Annotated in this window: 10 protein-coding genes; 9 read left to right on the top strand and 1 reads right to left on the bottom strand. The window is 58.4% G+C overall.

Translation table 11 applies throughout. The features are described 5' to 3' along the window. Positions 1 to 305: 305 nt before the first annotated feature. From RA28_RS07960 to RA28_RS07920, 9 genes are all read left to right on the top strand, one after another. A complete protein-coding gene (locus tag RA28_RS07960; RefSeq protein WP_039526446.1) occupies positions 306 to 890 on the top strand; it encodes an ANTAR domain-containing response regulator in 585 nt (194 codons plus the stop codon). Then, positions 887 to 2,056, top strand: a complete 1,170-nt coding sequence (locus RA28_RS07955) for an ABC transporter substrate-binding protein (protein ID WP_039526442.1) — start codon at positions 887 to 889, stop codon at positions 2,054 to 2,056. Before RA28_RS07960 ends, RA28_RS07955 begins: the two co-directional genes overlap by 4 nt. Before the next feature lie 272 nt (positions 2,057 to 2,328). Next, the gene (locus RA28_RS07950) at positions 2,329 to 3,696 is read left to right on the top strand and encodes a CmpA/NrtA family ABC transporter substrate-binding protein (protein ID WP_039527667.1); all 1,368 of its coding nucleotides are present in this window, start codon (positions 2,329 to 2,331) and stop codon (positions 3,694 to 3,696) included. 72 nt (positions 3,697 to 3,768) lie between these two features. Next, on the top strand, positions 3,769 to 4,851 hold the full coding sequence (locus RA28_RS07945) for an ABC transporter permease (protein WP_039526441.1): 1,083 nt from the start codon (positions 3,769 to 3,771) through the stop codon (positions 4,849 to 4,851). 5 nt (positions 4,852 to 4,856) lie between these two features. Further along, positions 4,857 to 6,536, top strand: a complete 1,680-nt coding sequence (locus tag RA28_RS07940) for an ABC transporter ATP-binding protein (protein ID WP_039526438.1) — start codon at positions 4,857 to 4,859, stop codon at positions 6,534 to 6,536. A 4-nt stretch (positions 6,537 to 6,540) separates the two neighbouring features. Next, positions 6,541 to 8,976, top strand: a complete 2,436-nt coding sequence (gene nirB / locus RA28_RS07935; protein ID WP_039526435.1) for a nitrite reductase large subunit NirB — start codon at positions 6,541 to 6,543, stop codon at positions 8,974 to 8,976. Continuing rightward, positions 8,973 to 9,305 (top strand): nitrite reductase small subunit NirD, encoded by a 333-nt coding sequence (nirD, locus tag RA28_RS07930; RefSeq protein WP_039526431.1) that lies wholly within the window; start codon positions 8,973 to 8,975, stop codon positions 9,303 to 9,305. Before nirB ends, nirD begins: the two co-directional genes overlap by 4 nt. Continuing rightward, the gene (locus tag RA28_RS07925; RefSeq protein WP_039526428.1) at positions 9,305 to 11,956 is read left to right on the top strand and encodes a nitrate reductase; all 2,652 of its coding nucleotides are present in this window, start codon (positions 9,305 to 9,307) and stop codon (positions 11,954 to 11,956) included. Before nirD ends, RA28_RS07925 begins: the two co-directional genes overlap by 1 nt. 559 nt (positions 11,957 to 12,515) lie before the next feature. Next, positions 12,516 to 13,772, top strand: coding sequence for a tetratricopeptide repeat protein (locus tag RA28_RS07920; protein ID WP_193747372.1), 1,257 nt, complete (start codon positions 12,516 to 12,518; stop codon positions 13,770 to 13,772). Between the two features lie 6 nt (positions 13,773 to 13,778). Here RA28_RS07920 and RA28_RS07915 read toward each other — a convergent pair whose 3' ends face one another. Continuing rightward, positions 13,779 to 15,536 carry a hypothetical protein gene (locus RA28_RS07915; RefSeq protein WP_152612042.1) on the bottom strand — a complete coding sequence of 586 codons (1,758 nt, stop codon included), beginning with the start codon at positions 15,534 to 15,536 and terminating at the stop codon, positions 13,779 to 13,781. Position 15,537: the final 1 nt, after the last annotated feature.

Raw genomic sequence — 15,537 nt, 5'->3', positions numbered from 1 at the left:
CGGGTCTGATATGTTTGACAAGCCCGGAACCACTCTTTGTATGCGGCGGTATACCATTTAATCCGGTAATGCAACATGCGCAGCAGCGGCAACTTGTCCTAAGGCAGATCCGAGCCGATTGGACGGATTGTCGGGGCATCGCCAATGCGAATATGGGCCAGGCAATGACTTGATGGGACAAAAACCGCCCACATGTTCACCATGCAGGTTCGATCTGCCCGCAAATTGAGCAGGAATTTGAGATTGCGACCGCATCCGGATGGCTCTGATTGCAACTCGGGCACGGTCAGCCCAATCCGAACGGCATGAGCCAAACTCTGACCGTTGTCGTTGTCGAACAAAACCGGGATCGCGCCGTCGCCATTGTCGATGCTTTGAAAGAGTCCGGCGATGTTGATGTTTTTCTGATCGGCAACGTTTCGGGTCTGGCCCGAAAAATCGCAACACACAGCCCGGATATCGTTCTGATCGACATCGACAATCCTTCGCGCGACACGCTCGAAGAGTTGACGATTGCGTCCGGTCCAATGGATCGCCCTGTCGCCATGTTTGTGTCGGGCGCTGCCGGCGGGCTTGCCAAGGCAGCCGTCGAGGCGGGCGTTTCGGCCTACGTGGTAGACGGGCTGCAATCAGAACGCATCAAACCCGTAATAGATACGGCAATCGCCCGCTTTCAGGTTCTGCGTCAGATGCGCACCGAACTGGAAGAGACGCGGCGCGCGCTGGAGGAGCGTAAACTGATCGACCGGGCCAAGGGCCTTTTGATGAAGGCCAAGGGAATTCAGGAAGACGAGGCCTATGCCCTGTTGCGAAAGACGGCGATGAACCAGAACCGCAGGGTCGCCGACGTTGCCGAGGCTTTGGTAACCGCGTCCGGGTTGTTGTCATGAGGACCGTCACGCTTCCCGTCGGGTACATGCCTCTTGTCGATGCAGCGCCACTTATTGTGGCGCGCGAGATGGGATTTGATCATGAAGAGGGTGTGTCGCTGGACCTTCGCCCTGCCCCTTCATGGTCGTCCCTGCGCGATATGTTGGCCTTTGGACAGGTGGATGCGGCCCATCTGCTGGCCCCGGTCCCGGTTGCGATGGCTTTGGGCTTGGGCGGCATGGCGACGCCTTTGTCTGCTGTATCGGTTTTGTCACTGAATGGAAACGTCATTGGCGTCGGGACCAAACTGGAACAACGATTGCGCGATCGGGGCTATCAATTCGACTTTCACGACGCCAAGGCCGCAGGTGCCGCGCTTGCTCAGGTTGCGGACGATCCCTTGGTCTTTGGGGTGCCGTTCCCCTTTTCGATGCATGTCGAATTGCTGCGATACTGGGTCGAAGGAACTGATCTGGCCGCAAAACAGGTCGAAATCAGAACCGTGCCGCCACCGCTAATGGCGCGGGCGGTTGCCGCAGGCGAAATAGACGCCTTTTGCGTCGGCGAACCGTGGGGATCGTTTTCGGTCGACGATCAGGTCGGTGCGCTTTTGTTGCCAGGGCGGGCAATCTGGACTTGCGCGCCCGAGAAGGTGCTTGCGGTCCGAACGGAATGGGCCGCAACAGAACCGCATCTGCTTGGCAGCTTGATGCGCGCCGTCTGGCGCGCGGGTCGCTGGCTTGCCAAGGCTGATAGCCACACCACCGCGTCCGAGATGCTGTCGCGCCAATCCTACTTAAACGTCCCCGCCGAGCTTGTAGATCGCGCGTTGCTGGGGGACTTCGCCATTTCGGCGCGCGGCGAGCAACGCCATTGCAACGGGTTTGTCGAGTTCTTTGATGGTGCCGCTTCCTTCCCATGGCGGAGCCAGGCGAAGTGGATCGCGCACAAATTGGCCTCGCGTTACGGCATCGACCCCAAAATTGCCGAACGACAAGGGGCGGGTGTGTTTCGCAGTGATCTTTATCGAGACGCGTTGGGAAATGTCGGGGCCGACCTACCCGGCGCGTCCGAGAAACTGGAAGGCGCAATTCCCGAGGCCACAGCAGTTGCATCAACCCATGGAAGCTTGATTCTTCCGCCAAACGTGTTTTTCGATAGACGCATTTTTGAGCCGACAGAATAGCTGTGCACAAAATTTTTGCAGTGCAGCGAGAATTTCTGCTGCAGCGCAGAAAAATGACTGCCGAAAGCATGTTTTCTGGTGACCACCCGACGCAAGACTGGCTAAATCCAACCATCGGAAGGCAACGAAGCCCACCGAAGGAATTCGCCCAAAACGATGGGCAACTATCAAGAGCAAAGCCGCTCGACCAACCGCTACCTCCTCCCAGCGGTGTGTGTCGGCGGCTTTTTTTGTTTGCCCAGGCGCAATGGGCTGAACCGAAAGGGATCGAGATGAAAAAGCTTCTTCTAAGCCTCGCTGCATCCACAGCGCTAGCCACTCCGGCTTTTGCCGAATTGCTGGAGCTGGAGAAAGACGAACTGACCTTTGGATTTATCAAACTGACCGATATGGCACCGTTGGCGGTTGCGTACGAGCAGGGGTATTTTCTGGACGAAGGCTTGTTTGTGACGCTCGAAGCACAGGCTAACTGGAAAGTTCTGCTGGATGGCGTGATCGACGGGCAATTGGACGGCGCGCATATGCTGGCGGGGCAGCCTTTGGCGGCGACGATCGGTTACGGGACCGAGGCGCATATCATTACGCCGTTTTCGATGGACCTGAACGGCAACGGCATCACGGTTTCCAACGAAATCTGGGAAGAGATGAAGCCGAACATCCCCAAGATGGAGGATGGCCGCCCTCAGCACCCGATCAGTGCCGAAGCCTTGGCTCCGGTGGTCGAGAAGTACAAATCCGAAGGCAAGCCCTTCAACATGGGGATGGTCTTCCCGGTTTCCACCCACAATTACGAACTGCGCTATTGGCTGGCCGCAGGTGGTTTGCACCCAGGCTATTACAGCCCCGAAAACGTGACCGGTCAGATCGGCGCGGATGTGTTCCTGTCCGTGACGCCTCCCCCACAAATGCCCGCCACCTTGGAGGCCGGAACGATCTATGGCTATTGCGTGGGCGAGCCGTGGAACCAGCAGGCCGTGTTCAAGGGCATCGGCGTCCCGGTCATCACCGATTATGAACTTTGGAAGAACAACCCCGAGAAGGTTTTCGGAATCACTGCCGAATTTGCCGAGGAATACCCGAACACAACGCTCGCCGTGACCAAGGCGCTGATCCGCGCGGCGCAGTGGCTGGATGAAAACGACAACGCTAACCGCCCGGAGGCAGTCGAGATCCTCAGCCGAGCGGAATATGTCGGCGCAGATTATGACGTCATCGCCAACTCGATGACCGGCACCTTTGAATACGAGAAGGGCGACAAGCGCGACGTACCCGACTTCAACGTCTTCTTCCGCTACAACGCGACTTATCCCTTCTACTCGGATGCGATCTGGTACCTGACCCAGATGCGCCGCTGGGGCCAGATCGCCGAAGCCAAGCCTGACAGCTGGTATGACGACGTGGCCAAGTCCGTCTACAAGCCCGAAATCTATCTGGAAGCCGCGCGCCTGCTAGTCGACGAGGGACTGGCGAACGAGGCTGACTTCCCCTGGAACAGCGACGGTTACAAAGCGCCGACACCGGCCGAGGACATCATCGACGGTATCGCCTATGACGGCCGCGCACCTAACGCCTATCTCGAAAGCCTGACCATTGGTCTGAAGGGCGAGCAGAAGATCGTCGGCTCGGACGTGCAAGGCTAATCCCGAACCGCCGCGCCCGGCAAAGGTCGGGCGTGGCCATACAAGTGCCCCGCCAGCGCAAGGACACATCAGATGACAACGGTTGACCCCGAATTCAACGCCAACGCCGCCCGAGAGGAGCGTCGCGCCCGCCTGTTCACCCGCATCAATGCCGCCGACAAATGGTTTCAGGTATTGGGCCTCAGCTGGGCGACGCCGGTCCTGAAGGCCGCCGCCGGGGATAACCCCCGGGCCCAGATGGCCGAGATCTGGCGGCTGCTGGTCGTACCGCTGCTGTCGATCTGCGCCTTTTTGCTGCTCTGGGCGACGCTGGCCCCAAAGGTCCAGACCTCACTGGGTGCTGTACCCGGTCCTGCGCAGGTTTGGGAGGAAATGCTCAACCTGAACGAGGATGCACAGGCCAAAGCCACCAAACGCGCCAAGTTCGAAGAGATGGTCGAAAAGCGGAACCAAAAGCTGATCGACGCTGGCCGCGCGGATGAGGTCAAGCAGGTCGCCTATACCGGTGCGCCGTCCTATTACCAGCAAATCTGGACCTCGATCAAAACGGTCTTCTTCGGCTTTATGATCGCCACGGTCGTCGCCGTCCCGTTAGGCATCGCCGCCGGTCTTTCACCAACCGCAAATGCGGCGCTGAACCCGCTGATCCAGATCTTCAAACCGGTCTCGCCACTGGCTTGGTTGCCAATCGTTACGATGATCGTGTCGGCAGTTTACGTCACCAATGACGGCTGGTTCGCCAAATCCTTCCTGATCTCGGCCATCACCGTGACGCTTTGTTCCCTTTGGCCGACCCTGATCAACACCGCATTGGGCGTGGCCTCCATCGACAAGGACCTGGTGAACGTCTCGAAGGTGTTGAAAATGAACACCTATACCAAGATCACCAAGCTTGTGCTGCCCTCGGCGCTGCCGCTGATCTTCACCGGTCTGCGCTTGTCTCTGGGTGTCGGCTGGATGGTCCTGATTGCAGCCGAGATGCTGGCGCAGAACCCCGGTCTGGGTAAATTTGTCTGGGATGAATTCCAGAACGGCTCCTCCAGCTCGCTTGCCAAGATCATGGTTGCGGTCCTGACCATCGGCATCATCGGCTTCTTGTTGGACCGGGTGATGTACGCGCTGCAATCCCTGTTTACCTTTACGAACAACCGGTGAGCGCGATGAGCATCCTAAGCTTCAAGAACGCCTCGAAATCCTTTGGCGAAGGCACCGCGTGCACCGATGTCCTGAAAGGTATCGATCTGGACGTGCAGGAGGGTGAGTTTCTGGTCATCCTCGGTTTTTCCGGCACCGGCAAAACCACCCTGATCAATCTGTTGGCGGGGCTTGATGCCCCGACCAGCGGAGAGGTCACGTTCAAAGGGGCCCAGATCAAGGGGCCGGGTCCGGAACGCGGGGTTATCTTCCAGAACTATTCCCTCATGCCGTGGCTGACGGTTACCGGCAATGTGGGTCTGGCGGTCGATACGGTCTTTCCCGGTCTCAGCAAGGCCGAGAAAGCCGAGAAAGTCGCGCATTACGTCAAGATGGTGGGTCTGAGCCATGCGGCAACGCGCCGTCCGGCGGAATTGTCCGGCGGGATGCGCCAACGGGTCAACGTCGCGCGGGCGCTGTCGATGAACCCCGAGGTGCTGCTGCTGGACGAGCCCCTGTCGGCGCTCGACGCGCTGACCCGCGCCAATCTGGCCGATGAGATTGAGCGCATTTGGGAGGCCGACAAGAAAACCTGCGTGTTGATCACCAATGACGTGGACGAGGCCATTATTCTGGCCGATCGCATCATTGCCCTGAACCCCGATGGTACGTTGGGGCAGGAGTTCCACGTTTCCATCCCCCGCCCGCGTGAGCGTGGAGCGATGAACAACAATGAAACCTTCAAGCGCCTGCGCGCGGATGTCACCAAGTACCTGATGGACGTGGGGATCGAAGCCAAGGTCGAAGGTTCACGCCTTTTGCCCGATGTCACCCCGATTCATGGCGTACCCGCAGCGGTAGCACAGGCCCAGAAAGGGATGATCGAGGACCGCTTCCTCGACTTCTCGCAACTGCACAAGGTTTACCCGACGCCCAAAGGTCCACTGACAGTGGTCGAGGATTTCGATCTGAAGATCGACAAGGGTGAGTTCATCTCGCTGATCGGCCATTCCGGCTGTGGCAAATCCACAGTGCTGACGATGGCGGCAGGGCTGAATGAAATCTCGAAAGGTGCGATCAAGCTGGATGGCCGCCACGTCGAAGGCGCCGACCCCGAGCGTGCCGTGGTGTTTCAATCGCCCAACCTGTTCCCGTGGCTCAGCGCCAAGGAAAACGTCGCGATTGGGGTCGACAAGGTCTATCCCAAGGCCAGCATGGCCGAGCGGCAGGACGTGGTTGAATACTATCTGGAGCGGGTAGGTCTGGCCGATGCAATGGACAAGTCTGCCAGCGATCTCTCGAACGGCATGAAGCAACGCGTCGGTATCGCCCGTGCCTTTGCCCTGTCTCCTAAACTGCTGTTGCTGGATGAGCCCTTTGGGATGCTCGACAGCCTCACACGTTGGGAATTGCAGGAAGTGTTGATGGAGGTCTGGTCCCGTACCAAGGTGACCGCAATCTGCGTCACTCACGACGTCGATGAGGCGATCCTGCTGGCCGATCGCGTTGTGATGATGACCAACGGTCCGCAGGCGACGATCGGCAAGATCACCAATGTCGATCTGCCGCGCCCGCGCACGCGAAAGGCACTGTTGGAACATCCCGACTATTACGCCTACCGGCAGGAAGTGCTCGACTTCCTCGAAGAATACGAACACGGCGCAAAGCCGAAATCGCCCACCCCCAAGGCGATTGCAGCGGAGTGAAACCATGAAGCAAAGACTTGTTGTCATAGGTGCAGGCATGGCCTCGGGCCGGGTGCTGGAACATCTGACTGACGCCGCACCCGACGCGTTCGACATTACCCTGTTCAACGCCGAGCCGCGCGGGAACTACAACCGCATCATGCTCAGCCCGGTTCTGTCGGGCGAGAAGACCTATGAAGAGATCGTCACCCACGACGACGCCTGGTATGCCGAGCGTGGTATCGCCTGCCGCTTTGGCGAAAAGGTTGCGAATATCGACCGCGAGATGAAGGTGGTCGAGGGTGAGAAAGGGCATGTTCCCTACGACAAACTGGTAATCGCAACCGGATCGAACCCGTTCATGATCCCGTTGCCGGGGCATGATCTGGAGGGTGTGATCGCCTATCGCGATCTGGAAGACACCCAACGGATGATGGGTATGGGGCCGGGCAACAAGGTCGTCGTCATCGGTGGCGGCTTGCTGGGGCTTGAGGCCGCAGCGGGCATGGCCGCGCATGGCGTGGACGTCACCGTCGTTCACATCATGGGCCACCTGATGGAGCGTCAGCTGGACGAAGCCGCCGGGTATCTGCTGAAAAAGTCGCTTGAGGACAAAGGCATCAAGATTTGCCTGCAGGCCAATTCGAAGGAAATTCTGGGGCAAGACGGCAAAGTCCGCGCATTGCGGCTGGAGGACGGGACCGAACTGCCCTGTGATCTGCTGGTGATGGCCGTTGGTATTCGCCCGAACACGGCGCTGGCGGAACAGGCGGGGCTGGCCGTCGGGCGGGGTATCCATGTGGATAACCAGATGCTGACCTCAGACCCTGACGTCTTTGCCGTGGGTGAATGCGTTGAACATGATGGGGCCGTTTTTGGCCTTGTTGCGCCGCTTTACGATCAGGCGAAGGTTGTGGCCCAGGCTCTGTTGGGTGAAGAGGCTGCGTTCACGCAGAAAATCCTGTCGACCAAGTTGAAAGTGACCGGTTGTGACCTGTTCAGCGCTGGTGATTTTGCCGATGGCCCCGGGCGCGAGGATATCGTGTTCCGTGACCCTTCGCGCGGGGTCTATAAACGCCTTGTGATCGAAGGGGATCACTTGGTCGGGGCCGTCATGTACGGCGATACCGCCGATGGAAGCTGGTTCTTTGGCCTTATCAAAGACGGCACCAGCGTCGAGGAAATGCGCGAAACGCTGATCTTCGGCCCGGCCTATCAGGGGGGCGATACCGCGGACCCTCTCTCAGCCGTTGCAGCATTGCCGCCTGAGGCGGAGATTTGCGGCTGCAACGGCGTATGCAAAAGCGACATTGTCGAGGCGATCAGTGCAGGAGCCACCGATTTGGGTGCGGTACGGGCAAGCACCAAAGCCAGCGCCTCATGCGGGACTTGCACCGGATTGGTTGAACAGGTGTTGCAGGTCACCCTGGGGGACGACTTCCAGATGCCAACTGCGCAGCCCATCTGTGGCTGTACCGACCTGACCCATGAGGATGTGCGTCGCCTGATCAAGGGGCAAGAACTGAAGAGTCAGGCTGCTGTCTGGCAGGAATTGGGTTGGAAATCGCCCAACGGCTGCCACGTCTGTCGCCCGGCGATCAACTATTACCTGCTGGCAGACTGGCCCTTGGAATATCAGGACGACCCGCAAAGCCGTTTCGTGAACGAGCGCAAGCACGCCAACATTCAGAAAGATGGCACCTTCAGTGTTGTGCCGCGTATGTGGGGTGGGATCACCACACCCGAGGAATTGCGCGCCATCGCGGACGCCGCTGACAAGTACGATGTGCCCACGGTCAAGGTCACCGGCGGTCAGCGTATCGACCTGTTGGGCGTCAAGGGCGAAGATTTGCCTGCAATCTGGTCCGATCTGAACCAGGCCGGTTTGGTCTCGGGCCATGCCTATTCCAAGGGTCTGCGTACGGTCAAAACCTGCGTCGGCACTGACCATTGCCGGTTCGGAACGCAGGACAGCACTGGTCTGGGCATCAAGCTCGAGAAAATCCTGTGGGGGTCGTGGACGCCGCACAAGCTGAAGCTGGCCGTTTCGGGATGCCCCCGCAACTGTGCCGAGGCGACCTGCAAGGATATCGGCGTTGTCTGCGTGGACTCAGGCTATCAGATCAGCATCGGTGGCGCGGCAGGAATGGATGTGAAAGAGACAGAGTTGCTCTGTCAGGTGCCGACCGAATACGAGGCCATCGAAGTTGTGATGGCTGTAACCCAGGCGTATCGCGAAGGCGGCAAGTATCTGGATCGCATCTATAAGTGGCTCGGAAAGGTCGGCATCGATTGGGTCAAGGCGCAGGTGGTCGACGATCTTGAAAGCCGCGCCGCCTTGGTCGAACGCTTTGAGCTGTCGCAAAGCATCTACCGCAAAGACCCTTGGGCGGAACACGTACGCGAAAAGTCCCAAACCTACGCGCCCATTGCAGATTTCACGCTGGAGGCCGCGGAATGAGCTGGATCGACATCGGGCATATCGACGAAGTGCCCGTGCGCGGTGCGCGTCTGGTAAAGACCCATATCGGCTGCATCGCCGTTTTCCGAACCGCCGAGGCCGAGGTGTTCGCTGCCACCAATAGCTGTCCTCACAAGGGTGGTCCCTTGTCAGAGGGGATCGTGCATGGGCAGTCGGTGACCTGCCCGCTGCACAACTGGGTCTTCGACCTGAACACCGGTGAGGCGCAAGGCGCTGATGACGGACGTATAACCACCTATCCCGTGCGCCTCGAAGATGGACGTATCTTGTTGGATGACAGCGCGGTCGCACGGCGGAGCGCGGCCTGATGGATGGAACCGGTTTGCCCGAAGTCCGGTCGACCTGCGCCTATTGCGGGGTCGGCTGCGGGGTGCTGCTGCGCCCTGATGGGGCTGGCGGGCTGGCGGTACAGGGCGACCCGGACCATCCGGCGAATTACGGGCGGCTCTGCTCGAAGGGCATGGCACTGGGTGAAACAGTCGGACTGGACCACCGTTTGTTGGCTCCGCGTGCGTTTGGCAAGGATGTGCCTTGGGATGCGGCACTTCAGCTGGTAGCTGATCGCTTCTCGACCGCGATCAAGACGCATGGCCCCGACAGCGTTGCCTTTTATGTCTCTGGCCAATTGCTGACCGAGGACTATTATGTCGCCAACAAGCTGATGAAAGGGTTCATCGGCTCGGCCAATATCGACACCAATTCACGCCTTTGCATGGCGTCAACCGTGGCCGGGCACAAGCGTGCATTCGGCGCAGACACGGTGCCGGGAACCTATGAGGATCTGGATCAGGCCGATTTGGTTGTGCTGGTTGGCTCGAACCTCGCGTGGTGTCACCCGGTTCTTTACCAACGCGTTTTGGCTGCTCGGCAATCGCGCGGAACCAGGATCGTTGTGATCGACCCTCGGCGCACAGCTACGTGCGATCAGGCCGATTTGCACCTGGCGCTGAAACCCGGCAGCGACGTAGCTTTGTTCAACCGGCTTTTGTCGAAAATCGCCCAAGGCGGGCACACCGATCCCCAGTTTTTACAGCACACCGTCGGCTTTGATACGGCCGTGAGCGCAGCTCAACAGGACGAACCATCTGCGACCGGATTGAATCAGGCCGGCATCGAAGCCTTCTGCAATCTTTGGTTGGTAACAGAACGCGTCGTGACGGTTTTCAGCCAGGGTGTGAACCAATCCGCAAGTGGAACGGACAAGGTCAACGCCATTCTGAACTGCCATTTGGCAACGGGTCGGATCGGGCGGCCTGGCATGGGGCCTTTTTCAGTAACCGGTCAACCCAATGCGATGGGTGGTCGCGAAGTCGGCGGTTTGGCGAATATGCTGGCGTGTCACTTGGACATCGAGAACGCTGATCACCGAGCCGAGGTAAAAAGCTTCTGGAACGCCCCTAGGATGCCGGACAAGCCGGGGCTCAAGGCCGTGGATATGTTTCGAGCGGTTGGCGAAGGACGGATCAAGGCGTTGTGGATCATCCACACCAATCCCGCAGTTACCATGCCCGATGCGAATAAGGTACGTGAGGCAATTGCAGCTTGCCCATTCACCGTGGTCAGCGACGTAACAGCGCAAACGGATACGGCGCGGTTGGCTCACGTTCTTTTGCCCGCCACGGGTTGGGCAGAAAAAAGCGGGACGGTGACAAACTCCGACAGAACAATAAGCCGGCAGCGGGCGGTGTTGCCCGCACCGGGCCATGCCCGCGCCGACTGGGAGATTCTGGCCGAAGTCGGACAGCGAATGGGGTGGGCAACGGCGTTTGACTATCCTTCAGCCGCTGCAGTCTTTCGGGAACACGCGGCGTTGTCAGGCATCGCCGCCGATTTTGGCAAGGACTTCGATATCTCCGGCCTCGCATTGATGGATGACGACGCATATGCAGAGTTCAAACCAACCCGTTGGCCAGTGGCAGACAACAAAAGCCGCGATCGGTTCTTTCACGACGGTCAGTTTTTCCATTCGGACGGCAAAGCCCGGTTTGTGAGTGTCAAAAACAAGTCTCCCATCGCAAAAACCAGCCAACTCTATCCGTATGTGCTGAATACCGGGCGTATCCGGGATCAGTGGCACACCATGACCCGCAGCGGGCTGTCTGCCAGACTTTCAACACATTTGCCTGAACCTTTTCTCGACGTTAACCCGGACGATGCACAGACATTGGGTCTGTCGCCCGCCGATTTGGTCGAGGTTACAAGCGCGACAGGAAAGGGCATTTACAGACTGCGCATAACTGGGTCCACACAACCGGGTCATGTATTCGCGCCGATCCACTGGACGGGTGAAAACGCGCCATCCGCACGCGTCGACGCGTTGATCCCGGGTATTACCGATCCGGTATCTGGCCAACCGGAAAGCAAGGCCACAGCAGTATCTGTCTCCCGTTACAAGGCGGCGTGGTTTGGTTTTGCTGTATCTGTAACGCCGATTTCGCTGGCCTTGGAATATCGGGCCACCGCCCGGACCGAAAACGGCTTTCGGACCGAATTGGCCGGGCGTGACAGTCACGACGATTGGGAAGCAACAGCACGTGAGTGGTTTGGACTGCCCAACGCAACCGTCATCTCCGCCACGGATCCCGCCCGCAATGCGCATCGGATTGTGTTGTCCGAAGGCAGCCGGATTCTGGCAGCCCTTTTCGTTTCGCAAAGGCCTGAGGCGTTGATGCGAGATTATCTTGCATCGCTCCCCGACGTCTCGCCCCAACAGTTTCTGTCTGGCCGTGCACCTGCCGAGGCAGCAGATACAGGCCCAATAGTTTGTGCGTGTTTCAACGTCGGAATGAAAACGATATTGAGCGCGATCAATTCGCAAAACCTCATGAGCGTCGACGACATTGGCGCAGTTGTTCAGGCAGGAACAAATTGCGGTTCCTGCCGCCCAGAACTGGCAGACTTGCTGAATCGAAACGTGTCAAAGACCAACCCTGCCAATCTTCAATGCAACGAGGCCTAAGCAAGCTGGCGCTTGGCATTCCGGTAACGACTTCTCGCTGTAGGTGAATCAAAGCGCACACTTACTGCTTGAAGTAACATCGTGTCCTCTGCATCACGGAATTGTGACCCCACAGGTCGATCCAGGCAGAATTCCAAACCCTCAAACCGATTTTCCGGACGCATTTGTTCTGCAATTGTGGTAGCTTGCGGCGCGGGGGATGGGAATGAACGACGGCAAAGACAAAAAGGTGTCACCTGTGACAGTCGTCACACGGGGACGATTTACGGTTCTTTGCCCTCAAAACCGGGACCTGACACCGTCCAATCGGAAAGAGCGCGCTGTGATCGCTCTGCTCGCGGTTAGCCCCAACAAGCGTCGATCCCGTCAATGGCTCCAATCCATGTTGTGGTCCGAAAGCGAGCCTCAGAAAGCATCCGGAAGCCTGAGGCGGGCTTTGTCGAATATTCGGTCCGGGCTTACCGGATGTGGCGCAGTCATCGAGTCAAACAAACACGAAGCCTGGCTTTGCGACTCCGTAAAAGTTGACGACAGACCTTCAATGCTCGGCAAGGAAAACATGCTGGAACTGGTGAACGCGCCGGACCCGGCTTTTGAGGACTGGTTGCGGGACTTCCGCGCTCAGGATGCGGCCCAAGCGCGCACGTTGCAAAACGCACACAAGACCGAACACCCGGCAGGGTCGTCTGGGGGAACCGTTGTCATCATTCGGGCAACTGCGGATCAGACCGATGGCATGGCGCGGTTTTTTGAAACGGTTCTGCTGGACACGTTGTCCATGCGGTTTGAGGCTGAAGGTGCCGAAGAGATTTATACTCAGGTCGAGCCCGAACCTGATCGAATTGATAACGCGGCCACAATCGTCCACATTGAGTTGGTTTCCGTCGTTGAAGCCGGTCATTGGTCTGTTCATTTGCGTGCGCTGGCCGACAAGGAACGGCGGTTTTTGTGGTCCGGCCGCGTTCGCCTGCCGATCGAGGCGGGCGAATTTTCTGCCGGGGTCGAACTGGACGCGTTTGCCACCCGTGCCATAGCGCAGATCCTTCTTCGGTATCAGTCTTTTCGCAAGGTGAGCCATTCGCCCTTGATGATCCTGGCGCGCGCCTCTGCAAGACTGTACGACCCAAGCTTTGAGCGCGTCCGTGCCGCCGAACGAGATCTTCTTGGCTTGGTCGACGGGGAAGGCGCACCCGTTGCCTTGGCCTGGCTGGGATTTGCAAAACTGGCACGTGTTTTGGAATTTGGCGATCAAGAGGCCGCCAACGAGGCACAAATGCTGGTGCAAGAAGCGCTGACACGCAGGCCCGGCAACGCGCTGATTTCCGCGCTTGCCTCTCGGGTCGCGATGGATGTTACCGGTGACTTTGACCGGGCTGAATCCCTGGCGCGGGATGCGATGAACAACGACGACGGCAACCCATATGCCCTGCAGGCTGCTGCACGAATTTCCCTCTTGCAAGGTCGCATGGAAGATGCGCAGGAACTGACCAGCAGGGCGCGCCAGGCCGCCGAAGGATTGTCACATGTCTTTGCCTGGGACTTTGAATTGTGTCTGGCGGCACTTGCGCGGGGCGATTTTGCAGCAGCGCAAGAAGCCGTCCGACAGGCGCACAGCAACAACCCGCAGCATCGCGCATCACTCCGGTATCTGATTGCGACAAGCCTGTTGCTGAAGGACATGGCCGTCGCGGAAAACGCGGCCGTTAAGCTCGCTGCACTTGAACCCGGTTTTGTCGTTTCCGACCTCAGCAAACCAGACTACCCGGTTCTGACCCTTCGAAACCTCGGTCTGATCGACGCGTTGGAAGAGGGGTAGCAAAAGCTACATACTCGCGATTTTTCCCGCCATCCGCGCTGATGCCAGCGATGTTCCCGCCGCCCGGAACCGATCCTTGCCACCATTGCCAAGCACTGCACGTCCAAGGAACGGGCCAATCGGTTGCAGATCATAGGTCGCCATCGAAGGCGCGGCATCCTCCAGCGACATGCTATCATCGGCTGTCTGACCATTTGGGAGCATGCTGGCGTAAAACGCAGGCTGTCCATCGCCCAGCACCGCTGTGACGACACGAATCTGGCCATTCGTGGAAGACGCAAGCACAGAGGCACTACCATCGCGCCGAACCACTGAAAGCGGATCGCCAGGGCGATGCGGTGCATCCTCCAGCGCTGGCATTCCGAACTTGTCTTTTACGTTGTAACGGTGATCTTCAAACCAAGACGGACGTTGAGGTTGGAATGGATCGGCTTCGAACCCTGTTTCATCACGCAAAATCCACAGATCTGCTGCGTCGCCGTCGCAGGCAAGCCGCCATTTCCCAAAAGGCGCAATCGGTACCCGGGGACGGGTCGCAGCAGTTGGCACCAGCGCAATGCGTGTTCTGACACGATCGCCGTTCAAGGTTTCGGTCCAGACGCCACCAATGGCCATGTCGTCAACGATGATCCTAAACAGGCCGGGTGTGTCAGGAATTTTGACAAATTCACCGCCCGGCGGCGCGATCTTCAACGCCGGTTGGTCCTTGCCGCGAATAACTTCAACGGTGTTGGCCGAATGATCATCCGGCAACACGCGCCAGCCGACGCTTTCACCTTTGGCCAGTCGGGCGTGAAGCTGATCTTGTAACTGGTTCCCAATCGGAAGAACCAATTCAAGGTCAATTCCCTTTTCTTTGTAATACGTTAGGGCACCTTCAAGCCCGTTCAGCCCTTTGGCAGTGCCGTCCAGCGGACCACCTGTAAAGCCGAAGGCCATCAGAACAACCAATTTGAACTGCTTATTGTCCGACCTGCCCGTTTGGTTTCTGGTCTTCAAGACCTGCTCAACCAATGCCCGCACGGCGATTTCCATAAGCGCGGTCATCTGGCCACCCGATAGATCACGCAAAACCGACACCGGAAGCTCTAACCCATGAAGGCGCGCTGTTTCCGGCGCAGTGGACAAGACCATTTCTGCCATAGCGGTTCCATGGGCCAGGCCTTGCGGGCGCACCAGCGGCCAGCGTGCGGTGTCGCCAAAGACGCTTTCCGGGTACTTTGCAACCAGCGCCAGCCGATTGGCAGAGTCCGACCGCGCACAGAACTCTTCAATCTCTGTAGATGTCAGAGCTTCCCCGACAAATTGCTTGTCGCTCAGCTTTAGGGCTCCGTACGAGGAAAACCGGCAAGATGTCCCTGCCCCCTTGACCCTGAACGCGGGATTCCAAAATGCGATACCTGCATCAATAATTCCGATTTCGACATCGTCCGAATCCGGCGGATCGGTTTTTGCCATCGTAACCAGCTCCAGCGCGCAACCACCGCTTTGGCTTCGCGCACCACGCGGACCCAAAGATATTGGCGCTGTGCGATCCACATCGCTGTGCGCAGCATCAATCGCGGGCCAAAGATCGGAAAATGGATCCGCGCCCGACGGATGGGGATCAAAATCTTCAATGTAAAGCGCACCGGCATGGGTGCGATAGAACACAGTTGAAACAGTATCCGGTTTGGCCAGCCCCCCGATCATGCAGGGCAATCCGGCAGGCAACAGGTTAAGCGGTGCCGGGTCCGGGGCTTTGAGTTGTTCGAATTTCAACACG

Source organism: Ruegeria sp. ANG-S4, from assembly GCF_000814005.1.
Taxonomy (GTDB): Bacteria; Pseudomonadota; Alphaproteobacteria; order Rhodobacterales; family Rhodobacteraceae; genus Ruegeria.
The sequence above is the reverse complement of the archived record's forward strand: the minus strand, read 5'-3'. Positions and strand labels throughout refer to the sequence as shown.